21 protein-coding genes are annotated in these 18491 nt (G+C 71.2%); 8 read left to right on the forward strand and 13 right to left on the reverse strand.

From position 1 onward, the window contains the following. Nucleotides 1-8: 8 nt before the first annotated feature. Genes V5E28_RS21585 through V5E28_RS21600 form a run of 4 tightly spaced genes read right to left on the reverse strand, consistent with a single transcriptional unit; the run spans nucleotide 9 to nucleotide 2688 of the window. Nucleotides 9-659 carry an NRDE family protein gene (locus tag V5E28_RS21585; protein ID WP_336208807.1) on the reverse strand — a complete coding sequence of 217 codons (651 nt, stop codon included), beginning with the start codon at nucleotides 657-659 and terminating at the stop codon, nucleotides 9-11. A gap of 23 nt (nucleotides 660-682) precedes the next feature. Next, nucleotides 683-1447, reverse strand: coding sequence for an SCO1664 family protein (locus V5E28_RS21590; RefSeq protein WP_336208808.1), 765 nt, complete (start codon nucleotides 1445-1447; stop codon nucleotides 683-685). Next, nucleotides 1444-1992 carry a DUF3090 domain-containing protein gene (locus V5E28_RS21595; protein ID WP_336208809.1) on the reverse strand — a complete coding sequence of 183 codons (549 nt, stop codon included), beginning with the start codon at nucleotides 1990-1992 and terminating at the stop codon, nucleotides 1444-1446. The genes V5E28_RS21590 and V5E28_RS21595 overlap by 4 nt, the downstream gene beginning before the upstream one ends. Before the next feature lie 9 nt (nucleotides 1993-2001). Further along, nucleotides 2002-2688 carry a histidine phosphatase family protein gene (locus tag V5E28_RS21600; protein ID WP_336208810.1) on the reverse strand — a complete coding sequence of 229 codons (687 nt, stop codon included), beginning with the start codon at nucleotides 2686-2688 and terminating at the stop codon, nucleotides 2002-2004. Nucleotides 2689-2752: 64 nt separating this feature from the next. Here V5E28_RS21600 and V5E28_RS21605 point away from each other — a divergent pair, with 64 nt between their 5' ends. Both V5E28_RS21605 and V5E28_RS21610 read left to right on the forward strand, forming a co-directional pair. Then, on the forward strand, nucleotides 2753-3700 hold the full coding sequence (locus V5E28_RS21605; RefSeq protein WP_336208811.1) for an aldo/keto reductase: 948 nt from the start codon (nucleotides 2753-2755) through the stop codon (nucleotides 3698-3700). A 127-nt stretch (nucleotides 3701-3827) separates the two neighbouring features. Then, nucleotides 3828-4691, forward strand: a complete 864-nt coding sequence (locus tag V5E28_RS21610) for a hypothetical protein (RefSeq protein WP_336208812.1) — start codon at nucleotides 3828-3830, stop codon at nucleotides 4689-4691. A gap of 16 nt (nucleotides 4692-4707) precedes the next feature. On the opposite strand, the gene fabI is transcribed toward V5E28_RS21610, so the two are convergent. After that, the gene (fabI, locus tag V5E28_RS21615) at nucleotides 4708-5472 is read right to left on the reverse strand and encodes an enoyl-ACP reductase FabI (RefSeq protein WP_336208814.1); all 765 of its coding nucleotides are present in this window, start codon (nucleotides 5470-5472) and stop codon (nucleotides 4708-4710) included. 1 nt (nucleotide 5473) lies between these two features. Beyond that, nucleotides 5474-6169 (reverse strand): 3-oxoacyl-ACP reductase FabG, encoded by a 696-nt coding sequence (fabG, locus tag V5E28_RS21620; protein ID WP_336208815.1) that lies wholly within the window; start codon nucleotides 6167-6169, stop codon nucleotides 5474-5476. A gap of 77 nt (nucleotides 6170-6246) precedes the next feature. Here fabG and V5E28_RS21625 point away from each other — a divergent pair, with 77 nt between their 5' ends. Continuing rightward, nucleotides 6247-7740 carry a TldD/PmbA family protein gene (locus V5E28_RS21625; RefSeq protein WP_336208816.1) on the forward strand — a complete coding sequence of 498 codons (1494 nt, stop codon included), beginning with the start codon at nucleotides 6247-6249 and terminating at the stop codon, nucleotides 7738-7740. A gap of 14 nt (nucleotides 7741-7754) precedes the next feature. Beyond that, nucleotides 7755-9110, forward strand: a complete 1356-nt coding sequence (locus V5E28_RS21630) for a metallopeptidase TldD-related protein (protein ID WP_336208998.1) — start codon at nucleotides 7755-7757, stop codon at nucleotides 9108-9110. On the opposite strand, the gene V5E28_RS21635 is transcribed toward V5E28_RS21630, so the two are convergent. Then, a complete protein-coding gene (locus V5E28_RS21635; protein ID WP_336208817.1) occupies nucleotides 9094-10101 on the reverse strand; it encodes a linear amide C-N hydrolase in 1008 nt (335 codons plus the stop codon). The two genes, V5E28_RS21630 and V5E28_RS21635, sit on opposite strands and share 17 nt — an antisense overlap. 54 nt (nucleotides 10102-10155) lie before the next feature. Beyond that, nucleotides 10156-10368: a dodecin gene (locus V5E28_RS21640; protein WP_336208818.1), complete on the reverse strand. Its 213-nt coding sequence runs from the start codon at nucleotides 10366-10368 to the stop codon at nucleotides 10156-10158. 135 nt (nucleotides 10369-10503) lie between these two features. Between V5E28_RS21640 and V5E28_RS21645 the strand changes: the two genes are divergently transcribed. Continuing rightward, on the forward strand, nucleotides 10504-10782 hold the full coding sequence (locus V5E28_RS21645; RefSeq protein WP_336208819.1) for a DUF3099 domain-containing protein: 279 nt from the start codon (nucleotides 10504-10506) through the stop codon (nucleotides 10780-10782). A 315-nt stretch (nucleotides 10783-11097) separates the two neighbouring features. On the opposite strand, the gene V5E28_RS21650 is transcribed toward V5E28_RS21645, so the two are convergent. The 4 genes from V5E28_RS21650 to V5E28_RS21665 all read right to left on the reverse strand — a co-directional run bounded on the left by V5E28_RS21650 (nucleotide 11098) and on the right by V5E28_RS21665 (nucleotide 14145). Next, entirely contained in the window at nucleotides 11098-11355 is a 258-nt protein-coding gene (locus V5E28_RS21650; protein ID WP_336208821.1) for a DUF6457 domain-containing protein, read from the reverse strand. A 525-nt stretch (nucleotides 11356-11880) separates the two neighbouring features. Further along, on the reverse strand, nucleotides 11881-12870 hold the full coding sequence (gene moaA, locus V5E28_RS21655; protein WP_336208822.1) for a GTP 3',8-cyclase MoaA: 990 nt from the start codon (nucleotides 12868-12870) through the stop codon (nucleotides 11881-11883). Nucleotides 12871-12955: 85 nt separating this feature from the next. Continuing rightward, nucleotides 12956-13723, reverse strand: a complete 768-nt coding sequence (locus tag V5E28_RS21660; protein WP_336208823.1) for a phosphotransferase — start codon at nucleotides 13721-13723, stop codon at nucleotides 12956-12958. Then, nucleotides 13720-14145: a MarR family winged helix-turn-helix transcriptional regulator gene (locus V5E28_RS21665; protein WP_336208824.1), complete on the reverse strand. Its 426-nt coding sequence runs from the start codon at nucleotides 14143-14145 to the stop codon at nucleotides 13720-13722. Before V5E28_RS21665 ends, V5E28_RS21660 begins: the two co-directional genes overlap by 4 nt. Before the next feature lie 146 nt (nucleotides 14146-14291). On the opposite strand from V5E28_RS21665, the gene V5E28_RS21670 reads away from it, so the two are divergent. Genes V5E28_RS21670 through V5E28_RS21680 form a run of 3 tightly spaced genes read left to right on the forward strand, consistent with a single transcriptional unit; the run spans nucleotide 14292 to nucleotide 17239 of the window. After that, nucleotides 14292-15446, forward strand: a complete 1155-nt coding sequence (locus tag V5E28_RS21670) for an RtcB family protein (protein ID WP_336208825.1) — start codon at nucleotides 14292-14294, stop codon at nucleotides 15444-15446. Nucleotides 15447-15500: 54 nt separating this feature from the next. Beyond that, complete coding sequence (aroQ, locus tag V5E28_RS21675; protein ID WP_336208826.1) at nucleotides 15501-15956, forward strand: type II 3-dehydroquinate dehydratase; 456 nt, start codon at nucleotides 15501-15503, stop codon at nucleotides 15954-15956. Nucleotides 15957-16009: 53 nt separating this feature from the next. After that, nucleotides 16010-17239, forward strand: coding sequence for a serine hydrolase domain-containing protein (locus V5E28_RS21680; protein ID WP_336208827.1), 1230 nt, complete (start codon nucleotides 16010-16012; stop codon nucleotides 17237-17239). On the opposite strand, the gene V5E28_RS21685 is transcribed toward V5E28_RS21680, so the two are convergent. Then, the gene (locus V5E28_RS21685; protein ID WP_336208828.1) at nucleotides 17229-18491 is read right to left on the reverse strand and encodes a ferric iron reductase; all 1263 of its coding nucleotides are present in this window, start codon (nucleotides 18489-18491) and stop codon (nucleotides 17229-17231) included. The two genes, V5E28_RS21680 and V5E28_RS21685, sit on opposite strands and share 11 nt — an antisense overlap.

An 18491-nucleotide genomic window follows, 5' to 3' on the forward strand; every position in this document is an offset into this window, starting at 1 on the left:
CTTCGAGCCTATCCGTCCTGATCAGCGGTCATGTCGGTGAATTCGTACGTCACGCCCTCGGGGGTGAGAGTGAGCAGAGTGACGCTGAGCGTGGCGAAGACGCGGCCGTCCGGCAGCTCGTGCCGGATGATGAGCGCGCCGGGGTCGGCGGAGGGGGTGCCGGTGATCAGCTCTCGCCAGTCGGTGTCGCCCGCGAACCTCGGCTGGAAGGCGGCGGTCCGCTCGTTCGCCGGGTCCAGGCCGGTGTTGACGATCATGCTGGTGCCCTCGGGCAGCTCGGTGGTGCCGAGCCGTTCTCCGTCCCAGCTGAACAGCCGCGTCCGGGTCAGGTCGGCGAGCACGAGGTGGAAGGGGTCGTAGCGGGTCAGGTCCAGCTCGGGCAGATCGCCCGTGGTCACGGCGAGCAGCGGCAGGCCGCCACGGGAGATCTTCGTCGTCTCGGGCGCCTCCCGGCCGCGCCCGTTGAGCAACGCCGCGACGCGGCGAGCAGTCGGGTCCACGGCGAGCCAGGTGCCGCCCGCCTTGAGGTCCAGGCCGCCGACCACGCCAGGGTGGTCAGGCCAGTGCTCGCCGGGGCCTTCCCAGGGCCGGTCGGCGAACTCGTCCCGCACGCCCATCAGGGTCAGCGGATGCCCCGTTCTCACGATCACCGTGCACATGGGGCAAAGCGTACAAAACCGATTTAGATGGGTGGCCAGGGGATGGCAGGCCAGCCCTCGGAGGGAGACGGGTGCACACCGGTGTCGAGCAACCGGCGGACCCGCTGCCAGGTCGCCTCCACCTCGGCCAGCGTCAGCAGGTCGCGCAGCCGGCGGCCGAGCGAGCCCGACTCCAGCTCGCGTTCCAGCTTGGCGAGCACCGCCACCGCGTCTCGGGCCAGCGGCTTGCCCCGCCACTGCCACAGCACCGTGCGCAGCTTGTCCTCCACCGCGAAGCAGACGCCGTGGTCGACTCCGTAGACGTGCCCGGTGGGGAGCGGCAGCAGGTGGCCGCCCTTGCGGTCGGCGTTGTTGACCACCGCGTCGAACACCGCCATCCGGCGCACCACCGGGTTGCGGCTGCGCACCAGCCGCATCAGGTCGACCTCGCGCTCGGTGTCGATCCAGAGCTGGCACATGCCGGGGCCGAACGGCCCCTCGCGGTAGACCGTCGGCGGCACGATGTGCCAGCCGATCGCCTGGGACACCTCGAACGCCGCCACCTCGCGGGCGGCCAGGGTCCCGTCGGGGAAGTCCCACAGCGGGCGCTCGCCGCGCACCGGCTTGTAGACGCAGGCCGCGGTGCGCGCCCCCAGCTTGACCGAGCAGTAGAGCGTCATGTTGGTGGCCTCGACGAGGCGGCCGGCCACCTCCAGGCGGCCGTCGCGCAGCAGCGCGAGCGTCTCCTCCTCGTTCATGGCCGATGGGAGGGTGGGCCTGATGGCGGGCTCGCTCTCCGGAGCGGTCATGAAGCCGCCTCACCTCCGCGATAGCCGTTGAGGCGGACACAGACGTGCCCCTCGGCGTCGAGGGGCTGTGCGCACAGCGGGCACGGCGGGCGGCCGGCCGCGACGACCTTGAGTGCTCTCTGCGTGAAAGCGCGGGCGGCCCCGGCGCTGATGCGCACGCGCAGCATCGCGGGCTCGGGCGCGTCGAGATCCTCCTCGTCGATGACCTCCTGCGCCTCGATGACCACCTGCGAGGTGTCAGGGTCCCAGGCGAGCGCCATCGTGCCGACCCGGAAGTCCTCCGCCAGCGGCGCTTCGAGCGGCGCGTCGTCGGCGAGATCCGTGGGCGCGATGGCGGGCACGTGAGCGGTCCCCCCGCTGCGCCGCAACACCTCGTCGAGAAGCTCCTCGAGCCTGCCCGCGAGGGCGGCGACCTGCAGCTTCTCCAGCGCCACCGTGGTCAGTCTGCCCTCGGCCCTGGCCTGCAGAAAGAAGGCTCGCGCGCCCGGCTGCCCGAGGGCACCCGCCACGAACCTCTCTGGTGGGTCGTAGTCGAAGACCGGCATAGCCTGACCTTACGTGGTCCCGGGCCCGCCGCCGACGGCGGCATCGCTCCCGGTGGAGTTTTCTCCCCCGTCTTTCTCCTCCGAATCCTCGGGAAGCCTCAATTCCCCCATATCGTTAAGTCTGAGAACAAAGGGACGCAAGGGGGCATAGCGAATGACGGTGAGAGCCGCCGGATCGGCTGTAATCCGCTGAAAATGATCGAGGTGGAGCCCCAGCGCGTCAGCGACGATCGCCTTGATCACGTCACCGTGACTGCACGCCAGGTAGACACCCTTCTCCCCCAGGCGGCTATTCCACTCCCGCACCGCGGCGATCGCCCGATGCTGCATCGCCGCCATCGATTCGCCTCCGGGGAAGGTGGCCGCGCTCGGATGCGCCTGCACCACCCCCCACAGCGGCTCCTTGGCGAGCTCCTTCAGCTCGCGCCCGGTCCAGGAGCCGTAGTCGCACTCCAGGAACCGCTCGTCCGTCCGCACCTCCAGGCCGCGCCCCCCGGCGACGGCGAGGGCCGTCTCCTGGCAGCGTTCCAGCGGGCTGGAGACGATCGCGTCGAGCCGGACCGACGCGATCCGCCCGGCCAGGGCGGACGCCTGCGCCCGGCCGGCGTCGCTGAGATGAACTCCGGGGGTCCGGCCGGCCAGCACCGGCCCGGTGAGGTCGGTAAGCCCATGGCGGGCCAGCAGCAGGGTCGTCACCAGACAAGTGTCGCAGGCGTCGATCACGGCGTTTCCCCCGCCTGAGCGGTAACCTGGCGGGATCATGGAGCAGCGCTATGTCGGCCGCAGCGGCCTGTCGGTGTCCCGGATGGGCCTCGGCACGATGACGTGGGGGCGTGACACCGACGCCGACGACGCGGCGGCGCAGCTGCGCACGTTCATGGACACGGGCGGCACCCTGGTCGACACGGCCGACGTCTACACGGGCGGCGACGCCGAGCGGCTGCTCGGCCGCATGATGCGCGACTCGGTGCCGCGCTCCGAGCTGGTGATCTCCACCAAGGCCGTGGTGACCCCGCTGGGCCGCAGGCCGCGCGACGCCTCCAGGCGTCACCTGATCGCCGCCGTGGACGACTCGCTCAACCGGCTCGGCCTCGACTACGTGGACCTGTGGCAGCTGCACACCTACGACTCCGAGGTGCCGCTGGAGGAGACCATGGCCGCGCTGGACGCCATCGTCACCTCCGGGCGGGCCGTCTACGCCGGCGTCTGCGACTACTCGGGCTGGCAGCTCGCCGCCGCCGCGGTGACGCAGCGGGCGGTCCCCGGCCGCATCCCGATCACCGCCGTCCAGGCCGAATACTCCCTGCTGGCCCGTGACCCCGAGCGCGAGCTGCTGCCAGCCGCCCACCACACCGGTGTGGGCGTGCTGGCCTGGTCGCCGCTCGGCAGGGGTGTGCTGACCGGCAAGTACCGCACCGGCATCCCCTCCGACTCGCGGGCCGCCACCCCGCACTTCGCCGAGTTCGTCCGCCCCTACCTCGACGAGCGCAGCCGGCGGGTGGTGGAGTCGGTCATGACCGCCGCCGACGGGCTGGGCGTCTCACCGCTGGCGGTGGCCCTGTCGTGGGTGCGCGACCAGCCCGGCGTGGCCTCCGCCATCATCGGCGCCCGCACGCTCGCCCAACTCAAGGGGACACTGCTCGCCGAGGACGTAGTGTTGCCGATAGAGATCCGAGAGGCTCTGGATGACGTGTCGTCGCCGGACTGACGGCGGACAAGAGTCCCACTCACGTATCACTAGTCGATACCAAATCGCAACTTTAGCGGGAAAACACCTGCGTCTCATGGCCGATACCCATAAGGATTTCCTCCGTAAGCGATACAGGAGGAGACGGATGGGGAGCAGGACCGCGATCTCGGCAGGAGTGCTCGTGGTGGCGCTCGCGGCGATCCCCCTCGCCGCGCCGCCCGCGGCGGCCCTGGCCGCCGACTGCGAGCGCGGCGGCGGCCTGCTCTCGGGAGTGACCGACGGCCTGTGCAGCGCCGTCGAGGCGGTCACCGGCACGGTCGACACCCTGACGGGCGGTCTGACCAAGCCCGTGACCAAGGGCCTCGACGAGACCACCGACACCGTGCTCGGCAAGGTCGGTGAGGCGGTGCCGACCACCAGGTCCACCAGCCCGCCCCCGTCCTCCGCCAAGCCCACCCCCTCGGCCAAGCCCAAGCGGACGCTGCTGCCCGAGACGCTCGGCGAGGTGTGCCTGCCGGTGCTGGCCTGCGATGACCAGGGCGAGCTCGACGTCCTCACCCCCACCCCCACGGCGGGCCCGAAGCAGTCGCGCCGGCCGACCCCCACCCCGTCCGACCCCCGGCGCGAGCGCGGCGGCGACCGCGACGCCCGCGACGAGGTCGTCGGGCTGCCGACCGACGCGCCCACGCCGCCCGACAACCGGCCGCACACGATGGACAACGAGGAGCCGATCGTCGAGCCCAAGGCCGACCCCGATGACCTGAGGATCGACCTGTTGTGGCCCAACCCGTTCGCCGAGGAGCTGGCGGTGCCGGTGCGCAAGCAGCGGATCGTGCGCCCGAGCACCCCGGCCTCGGACGTCGTCGGCACGGCGCTGACCATCATCCTGCTGGCCACGGCGGTGCTGGCCACCCGCATCGTGCAGCAGCGCAGGCAGCGCAGCGAGCGTCCGGACTCGATCCCGTTCGAGCCGGCCAGGCCGGGCAACGGCAGGCAGCGCCTGGCCTGAGCGCAGCCCCTCGGGCTCAGGCGCCGATCGCGTGGACGCCGCCGTCCACGTGCACGATCTCACCCGTGGTGGCGGGGAACCAGTCGGACATCAGCGCCACACACGCCCTGGCCGCGGGCAGGGTGTCGGACAGGTCCCAGCCGAGCGGGGCCTTGGCCGGCCAGCTCTCCTCGAACTCCTTGAAGCCCGGGATGGACTTGGCCGCCATCGTGCGCAGCGGGCCGGCGGCCACCAGGTTGACGCGGATGCCCTGCTTGCCCAGGTCGCGGGCGAGGTAGCGGTTGCAGGACTCCAGGCCCGCCTTGGCCACGCCCATCCAGTCGTAGACGGGCCAGGCCTTGCTGGCGTCGAAGTCGAGGCCGACGACCGCGCCGCCCTCCTTCATCAGCGGCAGGCAGGCCACCGCCAGCGACTTGTAGGAGTAGGTCGACACGTGCAGGGCGGTCGCGACGTCCTCCCACGAGGTGTTGAGGAAGTTGCCGCCCAGGGCGGTCTGCGGCGCGAACCCGATCGAGTGCACGACCCCGTCGAGGCCGTCGACGTGCTCCCCCACGCGGTCGGCCAGCGTGTCGAGCTGCTCGGTGTCCTGCACGTCGAGCTCCAGCACCGGCGCCTTCTCCGGCAGCCGCTTGGCGATCCGCTCGACCAGGCTGAGCCTGCCGAATCCGGTGAGCACCACGGTGGCGCCCTGCTCCTGCGCCAGCTTGGCGACCGAGAACGCGATCGAGGCGTCGGTCAGCACGCCCGTCACGAGGATCCGCTTGCCTTCGAGGATTCCCACGTCAGTGCCCCATTCCCAGTCCGCCGTCGACGGGGATCACGGCCCCGGTGATGTAGGAGGCGTCCTCGCCCGCCAGGAAGCGGACGACGCGCGCGATCTCGCCCGGGGACGCCTGCCGGCCCAACGGGATGTTCTTGACGATGGCCTCGGTGTCGAGGCCCGCCGTCATGTCGGTCTCCACGAACCCGGGGGCGACCACGTTGACGGTGATGCCGCGCGAGCCGTACTCGCGGGCCATGGAGCGGGCGAAGCCGATCAGGCCCGCCTTGGAGGCGGCGTAGTTGGTCTGCCCGGCCTGGCCGGACAGGGCGACGACGGAGGAGACCAGGATGACCCGGCCGCGCTTGAGCTTCATCATGGGCCGGATGGCCCGCTTGGCGACGCGGTAGGCGCCGGTCAGGTTGGCGTCGAGGACGTCGGTGAAGGTCTCCTCCTTCATCATCGCCAGCAGGGTGTCCTTGGTGATGCCGGCGTTGGAGACGAGGACCTCGACCGGGCCCTGCTCGGCCTCGACCTTGTCGAAGGCGGCCTCGACGTCGGCCATGCTGGTGACGTCGCACCTCACCCCGAAGAGCCCTTCAGGCGGCTCCCCCGATCGGTAGGTGACGGCGACGGAATCGCCGGCCGCGGCGAGTTCGCGGGCGATCGCGAGGCCGATGCCGCGATTGCCTCCGGTGACGAGTACAGAGCGTGCCATGACACATGACGCTATCTCCTACCCGCCGGTATGGGCTTGTCCAGGGGATACAAGATCACGGCGCTAGGATCGTGGACATGCGCCAGATCGATTCCGATTTCCTCGCGCTGCCGCTCAGGCGGCTCGCGGACGCCGCCCTGCAACGCGCACGCGAGCTGGGAGCCGAGCACGCCGACTTCCGGCTGGAGCGTGTCAGGGCCGAGACGCTCAGCCTCTACGACGCCCGCCTGGAGGGTGCGGCCGACGCCGACGACCTCGGTTATGCCGTCCGGGTCGTCAAGGACGGCACCTGGGGCTTCGCCGCCGGCATCCACCTGACGCCCGAGGCGGCCGTGCGGGTCGCCGAGCAGGCGGTCCGGGTGGCGGAGGTGAGCGCCCCGATCAACCGGGAGCCCGTCGAGCTGGCGGCCGAGCCCGTGCACGCCGACGTCACCTGGGTGTCGGCCTACGACGTGGACCCGTTCGAGGTGCCATCCGCCGACAAGGTCGCGCTGCTGGCCGACTGGTCGGCCGGGCTGCTCAAGGGCGCCGACCACGTCTCGGCCCGGCTGCTGCAGGTCAAGGAGCAGAAGTTCTACGCCGACACGGCCGGCACCGTCACCACGCAGCAGCGGGTGCGGGTGCACCCGGCGCTGAACGCGATGAAGGCGTCGGAGTCGGGCTTCGACGACATGTCGACCCTCGCGCCTCCGGTGGGCCGCGGCTACGAATACCTGACGGGCACCGGCTGGGACTGGGCGGCGGAGCTGTCCGCGCTGCCCGAGCTGCTGGCGGAGAAGCTCGCCGCCCCCTCGGTGGAGGCCGAGGACTACGACCTGGTGATCGACCCGTCCAACCTGTGGCTGACGATCCACGAGTCGATCGGCCACGCCACCGAGCTCGACCGGGCGCTCGGCTACGAGGCGGCCTACGCGGGCACCAGCTTCGCCACCTTCGACCAGCTCGGCGAGCTGGTCTACGGATCCACGGCGATGAACGTGACCGGTGACAGGACCGTCACCCACGGGCTGTCCACGGTCGGCTTCGACGACGAGGGCGTGCAGGGGCAGAGCTTCGACATCGTCAAGGACGGCATCCTGGTCGGCTACCAGCTCGACCGCAGGATGGCACTGTTGAAGGGGCTGGGCAGGTCCAACGGGTGCGCCTTCGCCGACTCGCCCGGCCACACGCCGATCCAGCGGATGGCCAACGTCTCGCTGGCACCCGCCCCCGGCGGGCCGTCGACCGAGGAGCTGATCTCCGGCGTCGAGCGGGGCCTCTACATCGTCGGCGACAAGAGCTGGTCGATCGACATGCAGCGCTACAACTTCCAGTTCACCGGGCAGCGCGCGTACAAGATCTCGCACGGCCGGCTCGCCGGCCAGGTCCGCGACTTCGCCTACCAGGCGACGACGACGGACTTCTGGCAGTCCATGGAGGCCGTCGGCGGGCCGCAGACCTACGTGCTCGGCGGCGCCTTCAACTGCGGCAAGGGCCAGCCCGGTCAGGTCGCGCCGGTCAGCCACGGCTGCCCCTCCGCGCTGTTCAGGAACGTCCGGATCCTCAACACCGTTCAGGAGGGCGGAAAGTGACGACTCCCCAGGAGATGGTGGACAGGGCCCTGGAGCTCTCCACGGCCGACGGGTGCGTGGTGCTGGTGGACGAGGAGTCCACGGCCAACCTGCGCTTCGCCGGCAACACGCTGACGACCAACGGCGTGGCCCGCTCCAACCGGATCACCGTGATCTCGATCTCCGGGCAGAGGGTGGGCGTGGTCTCGCGCGCCGCCGTCCGTCCCGAGCAGCTCTCCGACGTGGTGGCCGCCGCCGACGCCACCGCCCGCGACGCCCAGCCGGCCGAGGACGCCAGGCAGCTCGTGGAAGGCGTGCCCGCGAGCGCGAGCTGGGACGAGGCGATCGTCCCCACCGACATCGGGGTGTTCGAGACGTTCGCGCCGGCGCTCGGCGAGGCGTTCGCCGCCGCCGAGGCGGGCGGCCGGAAGCTGTACGGTTTCGCCGAGCACACGCTGACCTCCACCTTCCTCGGCAGCTCCACCGGCCTGCGGCTGCGCCACGACCAGCCGACCGGGCGGCTGGAGCTCAACGCCAAGTCCGCCGACCTCAAGCGCTCGGCCTGGGCCGGCGTGGCCACCCGCGACTTCACCGACGTGGACGTGGCCGTGCTCGACTCCACGCTGGCGCAGCGTCTCGACTGGGCCAAGACCCGGCTGGACCTGCCGGCGGGCCGCTACGAGACGCTGCTGCCGCCGACCGCGGTGGCCGACCTCATGGTCTACCTGTTCTGGTCGGCGCAGGCCAGGGACGCCCTGGACGGCCGCTCGGTGTTCTCCAGGCCGGGCGGCGGCACCCGCGTGGGCGAGCAGCTCGCCACCCTGCCCGTCACGCTCGCCAGCGACCCCGCCAGGGCCGGCATCGCCTGCTCGCCGTTCGTCACGGCGCACGCCTCCAGCCGGGGCAGCTCCGTCTTCGACAACGGCCTGCCGCTGGCCGCGACCGACTGGATCAGGGACGGCCGCCTGGAGGCTCTGCTGCAGACCCGCTACTCGGCGGAGCTGAGCGGCCTGCCGGTGACGCCTCCCATCGACAACCTGATCATGAGCGGGCCGGAGGACGGCCGCTCGCTGGAGGAGATGATCGCCTCCACCGAGCGCGGGCTGCTGCTCACCTGCCTGTGGTACATCCGCGAGGTCGACCCGCAGACGCTCCTGCTGACCGGGCTCACCCGCGACGGCGTCTACCTCGTCGAGCACGGCGAGGTAGTGGGCGAGGTGAACAACTTCCGGTTCAACGAGAGCCCGGTCGACCTGCTGGGGCGTCTGACGGAGGTCGGCGCGGCCGAGCAGACGCTGCCGCGCGAGTGGGGCGACTACTTCACCCGGACCGTCATGCCGGCCGTGCGGGTGCCCGACTTCAACATGTCGACGGTCAGCCAGGCGAGCTGACGGCGAGCTCGTGCACCCGGCTCCACCGCTGGCCGGTGACGAGCCTGGCGGTGCCCGCGGCCATGTCGTAGACGATCGACCAGCGGGTGTGCGGCTGGGCGACCCGGCGCAGCAGGTCGAGGGCATCGGTCCTGGTGCCGATCCCCTCGGCCAGGGTGCGGTAGCGCGTGTCGGCCATGCGGGTGCGGCGGTCGGCGCCCGCCATGGTGATGTTGGTGAGGATCCGATCGTCGATGACGTGCATCCTGCCGCCGCCGTACTCGACGACGGCGGACCTGCCCGACCGGTCGGCGATCAGGTAGTGCACCTGCGGGCCGCCGCTGAACTCCACGTCGTAGCGGCGCATGAGGGCGACGGCCTCGTCCACGGTGGCGGCGCGGTCGAGCATCAGCCGGATGATGCGCGTGGTGCCCACCAGGGTGCGTCCCGGCGTCCTGGCGGGCAGCCCGGCTTCCGGCACCTGGGCCAGGCCGACCGTGAGCCCTTTCTCGTTCATGCCGTCGAACGGCAGCAGCACCGCGTGCCCGAGCCGCCGCCTGTCCACGGGGTCCTTCAGGTCGGGCGTGCCACCGTCGAGCACGTAGGAGACGTCGGACAGCGACAGCGAGGCGTAGCCGCCGGGCGGGCGCACGCGCACCACCATGGCCGGGTTGGGGTCCCAGTCGAAGTTGCGGCCGAACTCGGCGCCGCGCACGAACAGGGAGCACGCCCAGTCGTCGTCGCGGCGCGCGAGCTCGGCGTCGGTGAGCGGCGCCTCGGCGTCGTAGCCGCCGTGGAAGGTCATCTCGTACAACGGCAGGTCGTCGACCTGACGCAGGCTGCTCACCGTGCGGGCGATCTCGTCGGAGTTCTGGCGCAGCACGGACTCCCGTCCTTGCTCGGGTGGGGCCTCCTGGGCCGTCTGCTGGGCCGGGGCCGGCGAACAGCCCGCGGCCGCGGGCGTGACGAGGACGAGCAGGGCCGACAGCACCCCCGCGGTACGGCTGCGCATATCCGCAGTTTGTCGTCTGGCGCCCTATCTGTCACCCATCCGGCCGGCTCGGCGCTAGGCGTCCTCCAGCCGGAAGCCGACCTTCATGCCCACCTGGAAGTGCGCCACCTCGCCTCCCTCGATGTGGCCGCGCACCTCCGTCACCTCGAACCAGTCGAGGTGGCGCAGCGTCTCGGAGGCCCGCCTGACACCGTTGCGGATGGCCTGGTCGACGCTCTCCGCAGAGGTGCCGACTATCTCGGTCACCCGGTATGTGCGATCCGTCATCTCCACATCCTCCTTACTCGAAGGCCATGATCGCATGACCTGCGCTGACGTCCGGCCCCCCCGGCACGAGCGGCCCGTCCGAGGTCTACGGTGGGAAGTATGAGAGGTTGGCGCAGGAAACAGGACGTCCACCAGGTGACGGACGCCAGGCCGTCGCTGACCGCTGACATCCACAGGCGCGAGATCAGCTACCTCATCAAGATGGGGATACGCACGATCTGCCTGATCCTGGCGGTGGTGCTGCCCCTGCCGCTGCCGTTGAGACTGGTCTTCATCGCCGGCGCCGTCTTTTTGCCATACATAGCCGTAATCGGGGCCAATGAGAGGGGCAAGGACGCCCCACCTCCCACCTTTCACAGCCCAGAAGCTAACCAAAGCGAGATACCGCTGCATCGACGCGAGATCGGGTCGTGACTAAGTCTTGACGCATCCCACGGGTTGTAGGTGTACGCTTTAGGCAAGCGCTCCGGTCCCCCGTCGGAGTGCTGGTGCCGGCGTTCCGGGCCCCCGTCGGAACGCCGATGAAGCGACGCCGGGTGGTTTGCCCCCGTAACCACCCGGCGTCGCCCCTTTTCCCGGCAAAGTTTTGTCCTTAACGATCAGTTCCGTTACGGACCGCAGTCGGATAGGGCCGCTTTCCCGAAATCGTTTACACCCCGCCTTCTCCCGACATTTCACAGGAAACCTTCAGGATCGGGCGGCGCTTGACTACGATAGTTCGTTCGAGTGTCAGCTGTCTGTCAGCGTCTCCTCCGTGGCTCTGCTCCAGTTTTCGGCCAGCGTGGTCAGCCTCGCCACCGCATCCTCGGGCGCGGTCCCGGCCCCTTCGGCCAGCCCCAGCAGGTAGGCCGTCAGCGGAGCCGCCGGCCTCGCCACCCCGTGAGCCACCTCCTTGGTCAGCTCCAGGATCAGGTCCCGGTCCACTCGCGCGGGGTCGATGCCCAGTTCCTTGCAGGCCAGCGCCGTCCACTCGTTCAGCACGTTCATCCGAGCCTCCTCCAGGTCGTCCTCAGTGTCGCAGTCGAACCCGGCCCGGCGCGGCAGCGCCACCCGCTCGCCGGCCGGCGGTGGCGGTAACCCCCGCAGCGATCGCCCCGCACACCGGTCGAGCGCCTGGCGCGGCCGGGCGACCTCCCAGACGCCCAGCAGCCACTGCTCCCGCCGTCGCCGAAGACGCCGCTGCCGGCAGCGTGGTCACGTGGGACGGGTTCAGGAACGGCAGGTCGCCGGCCGGGAGCACCCCCCAGGGGCGCCGAGACGTCGCGCAGCCCGGATCGCAGGGCGGGCGCCGGGCCCGCTCCCGGCGGGTTCTCCCGGACGAAGGGCACATGGTCCAGGTCCCACGCTCGGACCCGACGGCGATGACGCGCCGGGCGCCGGAACCGCCGCCACGACGTTCTCGACGAGGATCCGCGTGCCGACGCCGAGGCCGGGCCTGTCCCCCGGCCAGGGTCACCGCGTCGTACCCGCTGTGCACCCCTACACCGTACGCACGGGGGACGATCAGCGCACCTAGCCGCCGATCGCCGACATCGGGCGGGCAGGCTGCAGGAAGGCGGGGTCGTCGATGCCGTGGCCGGCGCGCTTGCGGGAGACGGCGGCGATCCACCGCTCGGCCAGCTCGTCGTCGGTCGCGCCCGCGCGCATCGCGATCTTGAGGTCGGACTCCTCGGTGGCGAACAGGCAGTTGCGGATCTGCCCGTCGGCGGTGAGGCGTACGCGATCGCAGGCGCCGCAGAACGGCCGGGTGACCGAGCCGATCACGCCGACCCGCGCGGGACCTCCGTCGACCAGGAACCGCTCGGCGGGGGCGCTGCCGCGCTCCTCCAGGTCGTCGGCCGTCAGCTCGAACGAGCCCGACAGCAGGTCGAGGATCTCGTCGGCCGTCACCATGGTGTCGCGGCTCCAGCCGTGCTGGGCGTCGAGCGGCATCTGCTCGATGAAGCGCAGCTCGTAGCCGCGTTCCAGGCAGAAGCGGAGCAGCGGCACCGCCTCGTGCTGGTTGACCTCCCGCATGAGCACCGAGTTGACCTTCACGGGGCGCAGGCCGGCGTCGTGGGCGGCGGCCAGGCCGGCGATCACGTCGTCGAACCGGTCGCGGTGCGCGAGCCGCTTGAAGGTGTCGCGATCGAGGGTGTCGAGCGAGACGTTGACCCGGTCGACCCCGGCTGCGGCGAGCGCCTCGGCCACCCGGGCCAGGCCGATGCCGTTGGTGGTCAGCGACACCTGCGGCCGGGGGCTGAGCGCGGTGGTGCGGGCGACGATGTCGACCAGCTCCCGGCGGAGCAGGGGCTCGCCGCCGGTGTAGCGCACCTCGTGGATGCCGAGCCGCTCGACGCCGATCGTCACCAGCCTGACGATCTCGTCGGCGGTGAGGAGCTGGGCGTTGGGCAGCCACTCGAGCCCCTCGGGGGGCATGCAGTAGGAGCAGCGCAGATTGCACTTGTCCGTGAGGGACACCCGCAGATCCGTCGCCACCCGTCCGAACGAGTCTCGCAACATGGGGCGTCACCTCCTGTCGTCGTCAAAGGGTCAGCCTACGTCGCCGTCCGGCCCTGTCCCAAAGGTGGTGTCCCGGAGCGCCGGCTCATCCGGGGCACAGCCGTGCGGCGTGCTCGGTGACGTGCCGGGCGTCGGTGAGGTAGAGCTCGTGATGACCGGCGGCGAGGTGACCGGCGAAAGCCGAGTCGCCGGCGGCCGCCCGCTCGCGCATGAAGTCCACCAGCGCGCGCAGGCGCCGGGCGACCGCCTCGGGCAGGACGGCCCGGCCGGACGCGGGCAGGCCGTAGGCGTCGCACAGCAGGCGGAGCCGCCGGGCCTGCTCGGGGACGGGCAGCACCGCCTCGCCGTTGCCGACGGCGGTGAGCGGCACGAACCGGTAGGCCGCGTAGGCGACATCCCACAGGCGCGGGCCGGGGTGGGCGGTGTCGAAGTCGATGAAGGCGACCGGCAGGCCGTCGCGGAAGACGCAGTTGTACGGCGCGACGTCGCCGTGGCAGACGACCTCGGCGCCGGGCCTGGCGGGGAAATACCAGGTGGCGCCGTCGGGTGGCGTGTAGCCGGCGGTGGCGTCGTGGTAGTCGCGCAGCAGCCTGGCCAGCGCTCGCAGCGCGGCGTCGCTCCAGACGTAGTCCGGCACCGGGTAGTGGGCCACGCTGCCGGGCACGAAGTCGAGGATCTCGCGGCCGCGCCCGTCCAGGCCGTGGGCGCGCGGGGCGCCGGTGAAGCCAGTGGCGGCGAGGTGGCCGAGCAGTCCGTGCACGGCGGGGGTCCACGGGCCCGCCGGCCGCCGGACGGTGTCGCCGACGCGGACGACCTCGTTGACTCCCCCGCCCGTCAGGATCTCCTCGGTCATCCGGGGCGGCGGGTGACGGCACGGTCCAGCAGGTCGTGCAGGGCGCTCTGCTCCCGCTGGGTGAGGCCCGCGAGCGGGGAGTCCTGGGACAGGAGCCGCAGGAGCCGCTCGCGCAGCTCCCGGCCGTCGCCGGTGAGGACGAGCTGTCTGGCCCGCCGGTCGGTGGGGTGCGGGCGGCGCTCCAGCAGCCCTTGCTTCTCCAGCTTGTCGGCCACGAACGTGGCGTTGGACGGCTCGCAGCTCATGCGCTCGGCGAGTTCGCCCATGGTCATCGGCCCGGTCAGCTCGCGCAGCGCGGTGGCCTGGGGCGCGGTGAGGCCCAGCGTGGCGGCGCGCTCGCGGACGTGGTCGCCGATCTGGCGGGCGAGCCCGTTCACCAGCCCGCACAGCTCGCGCTCGGCCTGCGCGTCCTCGTTCGTCACGCTTCTGATGATAACAGATACATCAAGCCAGCATATTTTGAGCTTGAAATTCTATGCGGATTGCCCCGGTCTCGTACGGGGATAAAACCAGTGGGCTTCCGTACAGGGGCACGGCAGACTGGATCAAGAACCAGCAAGGAGTCCTCATGCCGAACCAGCCCGCGCCCAACCTGTTGTCCTGGGCGAGCGAGATCGACGAAGGCGCGATCATGCAGGCCGCACGCACCGCGCGCCTGCCGTTCGTCTCCGGCCACGTCGCGCTCATGCCCGACGCGCACGTCGGGATCGGGGCCACGGTCGGGTCGGTGATCCCCACCGAGGGCGCGATCATCCCGGCCGCCGTCGGCGTCGACATCGGCTGCGGCATGGTCGCGACCGAGACCACCCTCACGGCCGCCGACCTGCCCGACACCCTCGACGCGCTGATGCCGCTCGTGGAGCGCCGCATCCCCGCCGGTGTCGGCAAGGGCCACGACGACCCGTCCGTCGACCGGGCGCTGGACGAGCTCGGCCTCCCGCACACCGGCCTGACCGCCAAGCAGGAGACGACGGTCGCCCGCCAGTTCGGCACCCTCGGCTCCGGCAACCACTTCGTGGAGGTCTGCCTCGACGAGCGCGACCGCGTCTGGACGGTGCTCCACTCGGGCTCGCGCGGCATCGGCAACCAGCTCGCGATCCAGCACATCACCGACGCCAAGAAGCTGATGCGGCGCCAGGCGATCGGCCTGGAGGACCCGGACCTCGCCTACCTGGTGCAGAACACGCCGGAGTTCGACGCCTACATCGCCGACATGCTGTGGGCGCAGGCCTACGCCATGGGCTCGCGTGCCCGGATGGACAAGGTGCTGATCAACGCCCTCTTCAGGGTCGTCGGTCACGGTTCACGGGTGCGGACCATCAACTGCCACCACAATTTCACCCAGCTCGAGACGCATCATGGCAAGCAGCTGTGGATCACCCGCAAGGGTGCGATCAAGGCCGACACCGGTGACGAGGGCGTGATCCCCGGCTCGATGGGAACGCGGTCCTACATCGTGGGCGGCCGGGGCAACCCGCAGTCGTACAACTCGTGCGCGCACGGGGCGGGCCGCCGGATGTCGCGGAGCAAGGCCAAGCGGCAGCTGTCCGCGTCGTCGCTGAAGGCGGCGATGCGGGGCCGCACCTGGAACGCCGACCGCGCCGCCGCGCTGGTGGACGAGCACCCGGAGGCCTACAAGCCGATCGACCGGGTGATGGAGGACCAGAAGGACCTGGTGACGGTCCAGCACACGCTGCGACAGGTGTTCAACTACAAGGGCTGATCCGGCGATACGATCGTCGGCCCGGACAAGCCCTGACGAACGGAGCAAGGCAGCGTGACATCCGTCTACGTGTTCAACGGCCCGAACCTCAATCTGCTCGGCACCCGCAGGCCCGAGGTCTACGGGTCGACGACGCTGGCCGACGTGGAGTCGATGTGCCGGCAGGAGTGCGAGGCGCTCGGCCTGGAGCTCGTCTTCGGGCAGTCCAACCACGAGGGGCAGCTCATCGACTGGATCCAGGAGGCCGGCGCCGAGGTCTGGGCGGGCCGGTCGATCGGGGCGGTGTTCAACCCGGGCGCCTTCACCCACACCTCGGTCGCGCTGCACGACGCGATCGAGGGAGTGGAGCTGCCGGTGGTGGAGGTGCACATCTCGAACGTGCACCAGCGCGAGCCGTTCCGGCACCGCTCCTACGTCTCGCCGGTGGCTCGGGGGATCGTCGTGGGGTTCGGGGTGCACGGGTACGTCCTGGGCCTTCGGGGGCTGCACCACGCTTCCGCGGCAGGCTGAGCTGATCTAGAATCCCGCTCTAGATTCTTGTTCCGGCAGGCGAGGAGTGAGCGGTGAGCGAGCTGAAGGTCACCTGCGATCCGGCGGAGGTCGGCCTGGACGCCGACCGGCTGCGGCGGATAGACGCCCATTTCGCCCCCTATGTCGATGACGGGAGGCTGCCGGGCTGGCTCGCCCTGGTGAGCAGGCGGGGCGAGATCGCGCACCTGTCGGCATACGGGTCCAGGGACGTGGCGTCGGGGTCGCCGATCGAGACGGACACGCTGTTCCGGATCTACTCGATGTCGAAGCCGATCACCTCCGTCGCGGTGATGATGCTCTACGAGGAGGGGCTGCTGGAGCTGACCGACCCGGTCAGCAGGTTCATCCCGTCCTTCGGTGACATGCGCGTCTACGACAAGGGAATGGCCGCCTCCCCCGTCACCCGCCCGGCGGCCGAGCCGGTGCGGGTCTGGCACCTGCTCACCCACACCTCCGGCATGACGTACGGGTTCCAGCGCGTCACCGTCGTGGACGCGATCTACCGCAGGGCCGGCTTCGAACGTGGCGCGCCCGCCGGCATGAGCCTCGCCGAGGTGGTCGACCGGTGGGCCGAGCTGCCGCTGCTGTTCGAGCCGGGCACGCGGTGGAACTACTCCGTGGCCACCGACGTGCTGGGCAGGCTGGTGGAGGTGGTGTCGGGCCGGCCGCTGGACGAGTTCCTGCAGGAGCAGATCTTCGGGCCGCTGGGCATGTCCGACACCGGGTTCTCCATCGACGCGACCCAGGCGGACCGGATGGCCTCGCTGTATTCGGCGGACCGGGAGGGCAAGGCGGTGCTCACCGACATGCGGGACGCGGCCTTGCGGCGGCCGTCGATGCTGTCGGGCGGCGGCGGGCTGATCTCCAGCGCGCACGACTACCACCGGTTCACGCAGATGCTGCTGCGCGGCGGCGAGCTCGACGGGGTCCGGCTGCTCGGGTCCCGCACGCTCGCCTACATGACGCGCAACCACCTGCCCGGCGGCGCCGACCTGGAGGACTTCGGGCCGCCGGCGTTCGCGGAGGCGCCGTACACGGGTATCGGGTTCGGGCTGGGGTTCGCCATGGTGCAGGACGCCGCCAAGAACCGGTCGCTGTCCTCGGAGGGCGAGTACAGCTGGGGCGGGGCGGCGAGCACGGTGTTCTGGGTGGATCCCGCCGAGGAGCTGACGGTGGTCTTCCTCACCCAGCTCCTGCCGTCGAGCACCCATCCGATCAGGAGCAGGCTGCGGCAGCTCGTCTATCAGGCGCTCATCGACTGAGACGCCAGGAGGGCGTCTCACCGGTGTCGACGAGCTGCCAGCGGCTGCCGGTGCGCAGACGGTCCTCGTAGTAGTAGACGGTGGCGGGCAGCGGGACCGCGCCGCCGCCGTCCGCGTCGAACGCCTCGCGGGCGGCCTGCCTGAGCCGTTCCGGCGCGACGCCGAGGGTGCCGGAGGCGACCTGGGCGAGGCGTTCGAGGGCGTGGTGTCCCATGAAGCTGTCGTAGGTGAGGCTGAAGACGCGCTCGCGCGGCTGCCTGATGTCCTGGGAGATGACGTTGACCGGCGGCAGCTCCCGGTCCAGTCCCCGCTCGCGCCGGGTGCGCGGGTCGATGTAGACGCCGCAGTCGCGGTAGAGGACGGCGGTGCGCCGGGCGTCCGGGTCGAAGGCGAACAGGGTGTTCTGGCCGTGGAGTTCGGGGGTGCAGCCGGTCCGGGTGACGGCCCGCACCCAGAGCCGGACCATGGGAGAGACGACGCGCCGCGCCAGCCAGTCCCCCGGGTCCTCGCCGCTGCGGGCGACGAGTTGCTCCAGCAGCGTCGGGTCGCCGGGCCGCCGGACGTCGTCGCCGTACAGGGCGAACAGCGGCACCGTGCACCGCGGCGGGCTCGTGCCGAGACCGGTGTCGGCCGACGGGCCGGTCACCGTGCCGGCGCGCGGCCGCACCTCGCGGACCAGGAAACCCCACGCCTCCTCCGGCTGGTCGCCGAGCACCCCGCCGGCCACCTCGGGGAGCACCGGCAGGCCGGCGGCCAGCAGCTCCTCGGCCACCCAGAGCTGGACCGAGATGATCGGCCGGCGCAGGCGGCGGGTGAAGCGCGACAGGCGCCTGGGGTAGTGCAGCTTGACGAAGTGCGGCTCGACCGGTTCGCCGTCGATGCGCTCGACGAACACGGTGCGGGCGTTGGCGGAGGGCACCACCGTCAGGTCGGGCCCGCGCTCGCGCAGGGCTGCGCGGCCGGGCAGGTCCTCGAAGGCGAGCGTCTCGGGGTGGACGGGCAGCAGGAAGGCGTCGCCGGCGCGGTAGAGCTTGGTGAGGGTGGACTCCACCGCGTTGCTCAGGAACGCGCCGCGCGCCGGCGGCACCCGGAACGTCGGCACGACGAAGCGCTCGAGGCCGAGCTGCGGGTGGTAGGCCTGGGAGATCTCCAGGTCGGCGGAGAACCGGCTGTAGGCGCGGGTCCCCACGCCCAGGTAGCGCTCGGCGTACAGCCAGGTCGCCAGCGGGTCCGGTGCGTGCTCAAGGATCAT

The sequence above is a fragment of the Nonomuraea sp. LPB2021202275-12-8 genome (assembly GCF_037044575.1).
Classification (GTDB): Bacteria; Actinomycetota; Actinomycetes; order Streptosporangiales; family Streptosporangiaceae; genus Nonomuraea.

Excerpts from the sequence above, each read along its gene's own strand:
- V5E28_RS21585 (WP_336208807.1), bottom strand. The coding sequence starts at position 659 with ATGTGCACGGTGATCGTGAGAACGGGGCATCCGCTGACCCTGATGGGC.
- V5E28_RS21590 (WP_336208808.1), bottom strand. The coding sequence starts at position 1,447 with ATGACCGCTCCGGAGAGCGAGCCCGCCATCAGGCCCACCCTCCCATCG.
- V5E28_RS21595 (WP_336208809.1), bottom strand. The coding sequence starts at position 1,992 with ATGCCGGTCTTCGACTACGACCCACCAGAGAGGTTCGTGGCGGGTGCC.
- V5E28_RS21605 (WP_336208811.1), top strand. The coding sequence starts at position 2,753 with ATGGAGCAGCGCTATGTCGGCCGCAGCGGCCTGTCGGTGTCCCGGATG.
- V5E28_RS21610 (WP_336208812.1), top strand. The coding sequence starts at position 3,828 with ATGGGGAGCAGGACCGCGATCTCGGCAGGAGTGCTCGTGGTGGCGCTC.
- fabG (WP_336208815.1), bottom strand. The coding sequence starts at position 6,169 with ATGGCACGCTCTGTACTCGTCACCGGAGGCAATCGCGGCATCGGCCTC.
- V5E28_RS21625 (WP_336208816.1), top strand. The coding sequence starts at position 6,247 with ATGCGCCAGATCGATTCCGATTTCCTCGCGCTGCCGCTCAGGCGGCTC.
- V5E28_RS21630 (WP_336208998.1), top strand. The coding sequence starts at position 7,755 with ATGGTGGACAGGGCCCTGGAGCTCTCCACGGCCGACGGGTGCGTGGTG.
- V5E28_RS21635 (WP_336208817.1), bottom strand. The coding sequence starts at position 10,101 with ATGCGCAGCCGTACCGCGGGGGTGCTGTCGGCCCTGCTCGTCCTCGTC.
- V5E28_RS21640 (WP_336208818.1), bottom strand. The coding sequence starts at position 10,368 with ATGACGGATCGCACATACCGGGTGACCGAGATAGTCGGCACCTCTGCG.
- V5E28_RS21650 (WP_336208821.1), bottom strand. The coding sequence starts at position 11,355 with ATGAACGTGCTGAACGAGTGGACGGCGCTGGCCTGCAAGGAACTGGGC.
- moaA (WP_336208822.1), bottom strand. The coding sequence starts at position 12,870 with ATGTTGCGAGACTCGTTCGGACGGGTGGCGACGGATCTGCGGGTGTCC.
- V5E28_RS21660 (WP_336208823.1), bottom strand. The coding sequence starts at position 13,723 with ATGACCGAGGAGATCCTGACGGGCGGGGGAGTCAACGAGGTCGTCCGC.
- V5E28_RS21670 (WP_336208825.1), top strand. The coding sequence starts at position 14,292 with ATGCCGAACCAGCCCGCGCCCAACCTGTTGTCCTGGGCGAGCGAGATC.
- V5E28_RS21685 (WP_336208828.1), bottom strand. The coding sequence starts at position 18,491 with ATGATCCTTGAGCACGCACCGGACCCGCTGGCGACCTGGCTGTACGCC.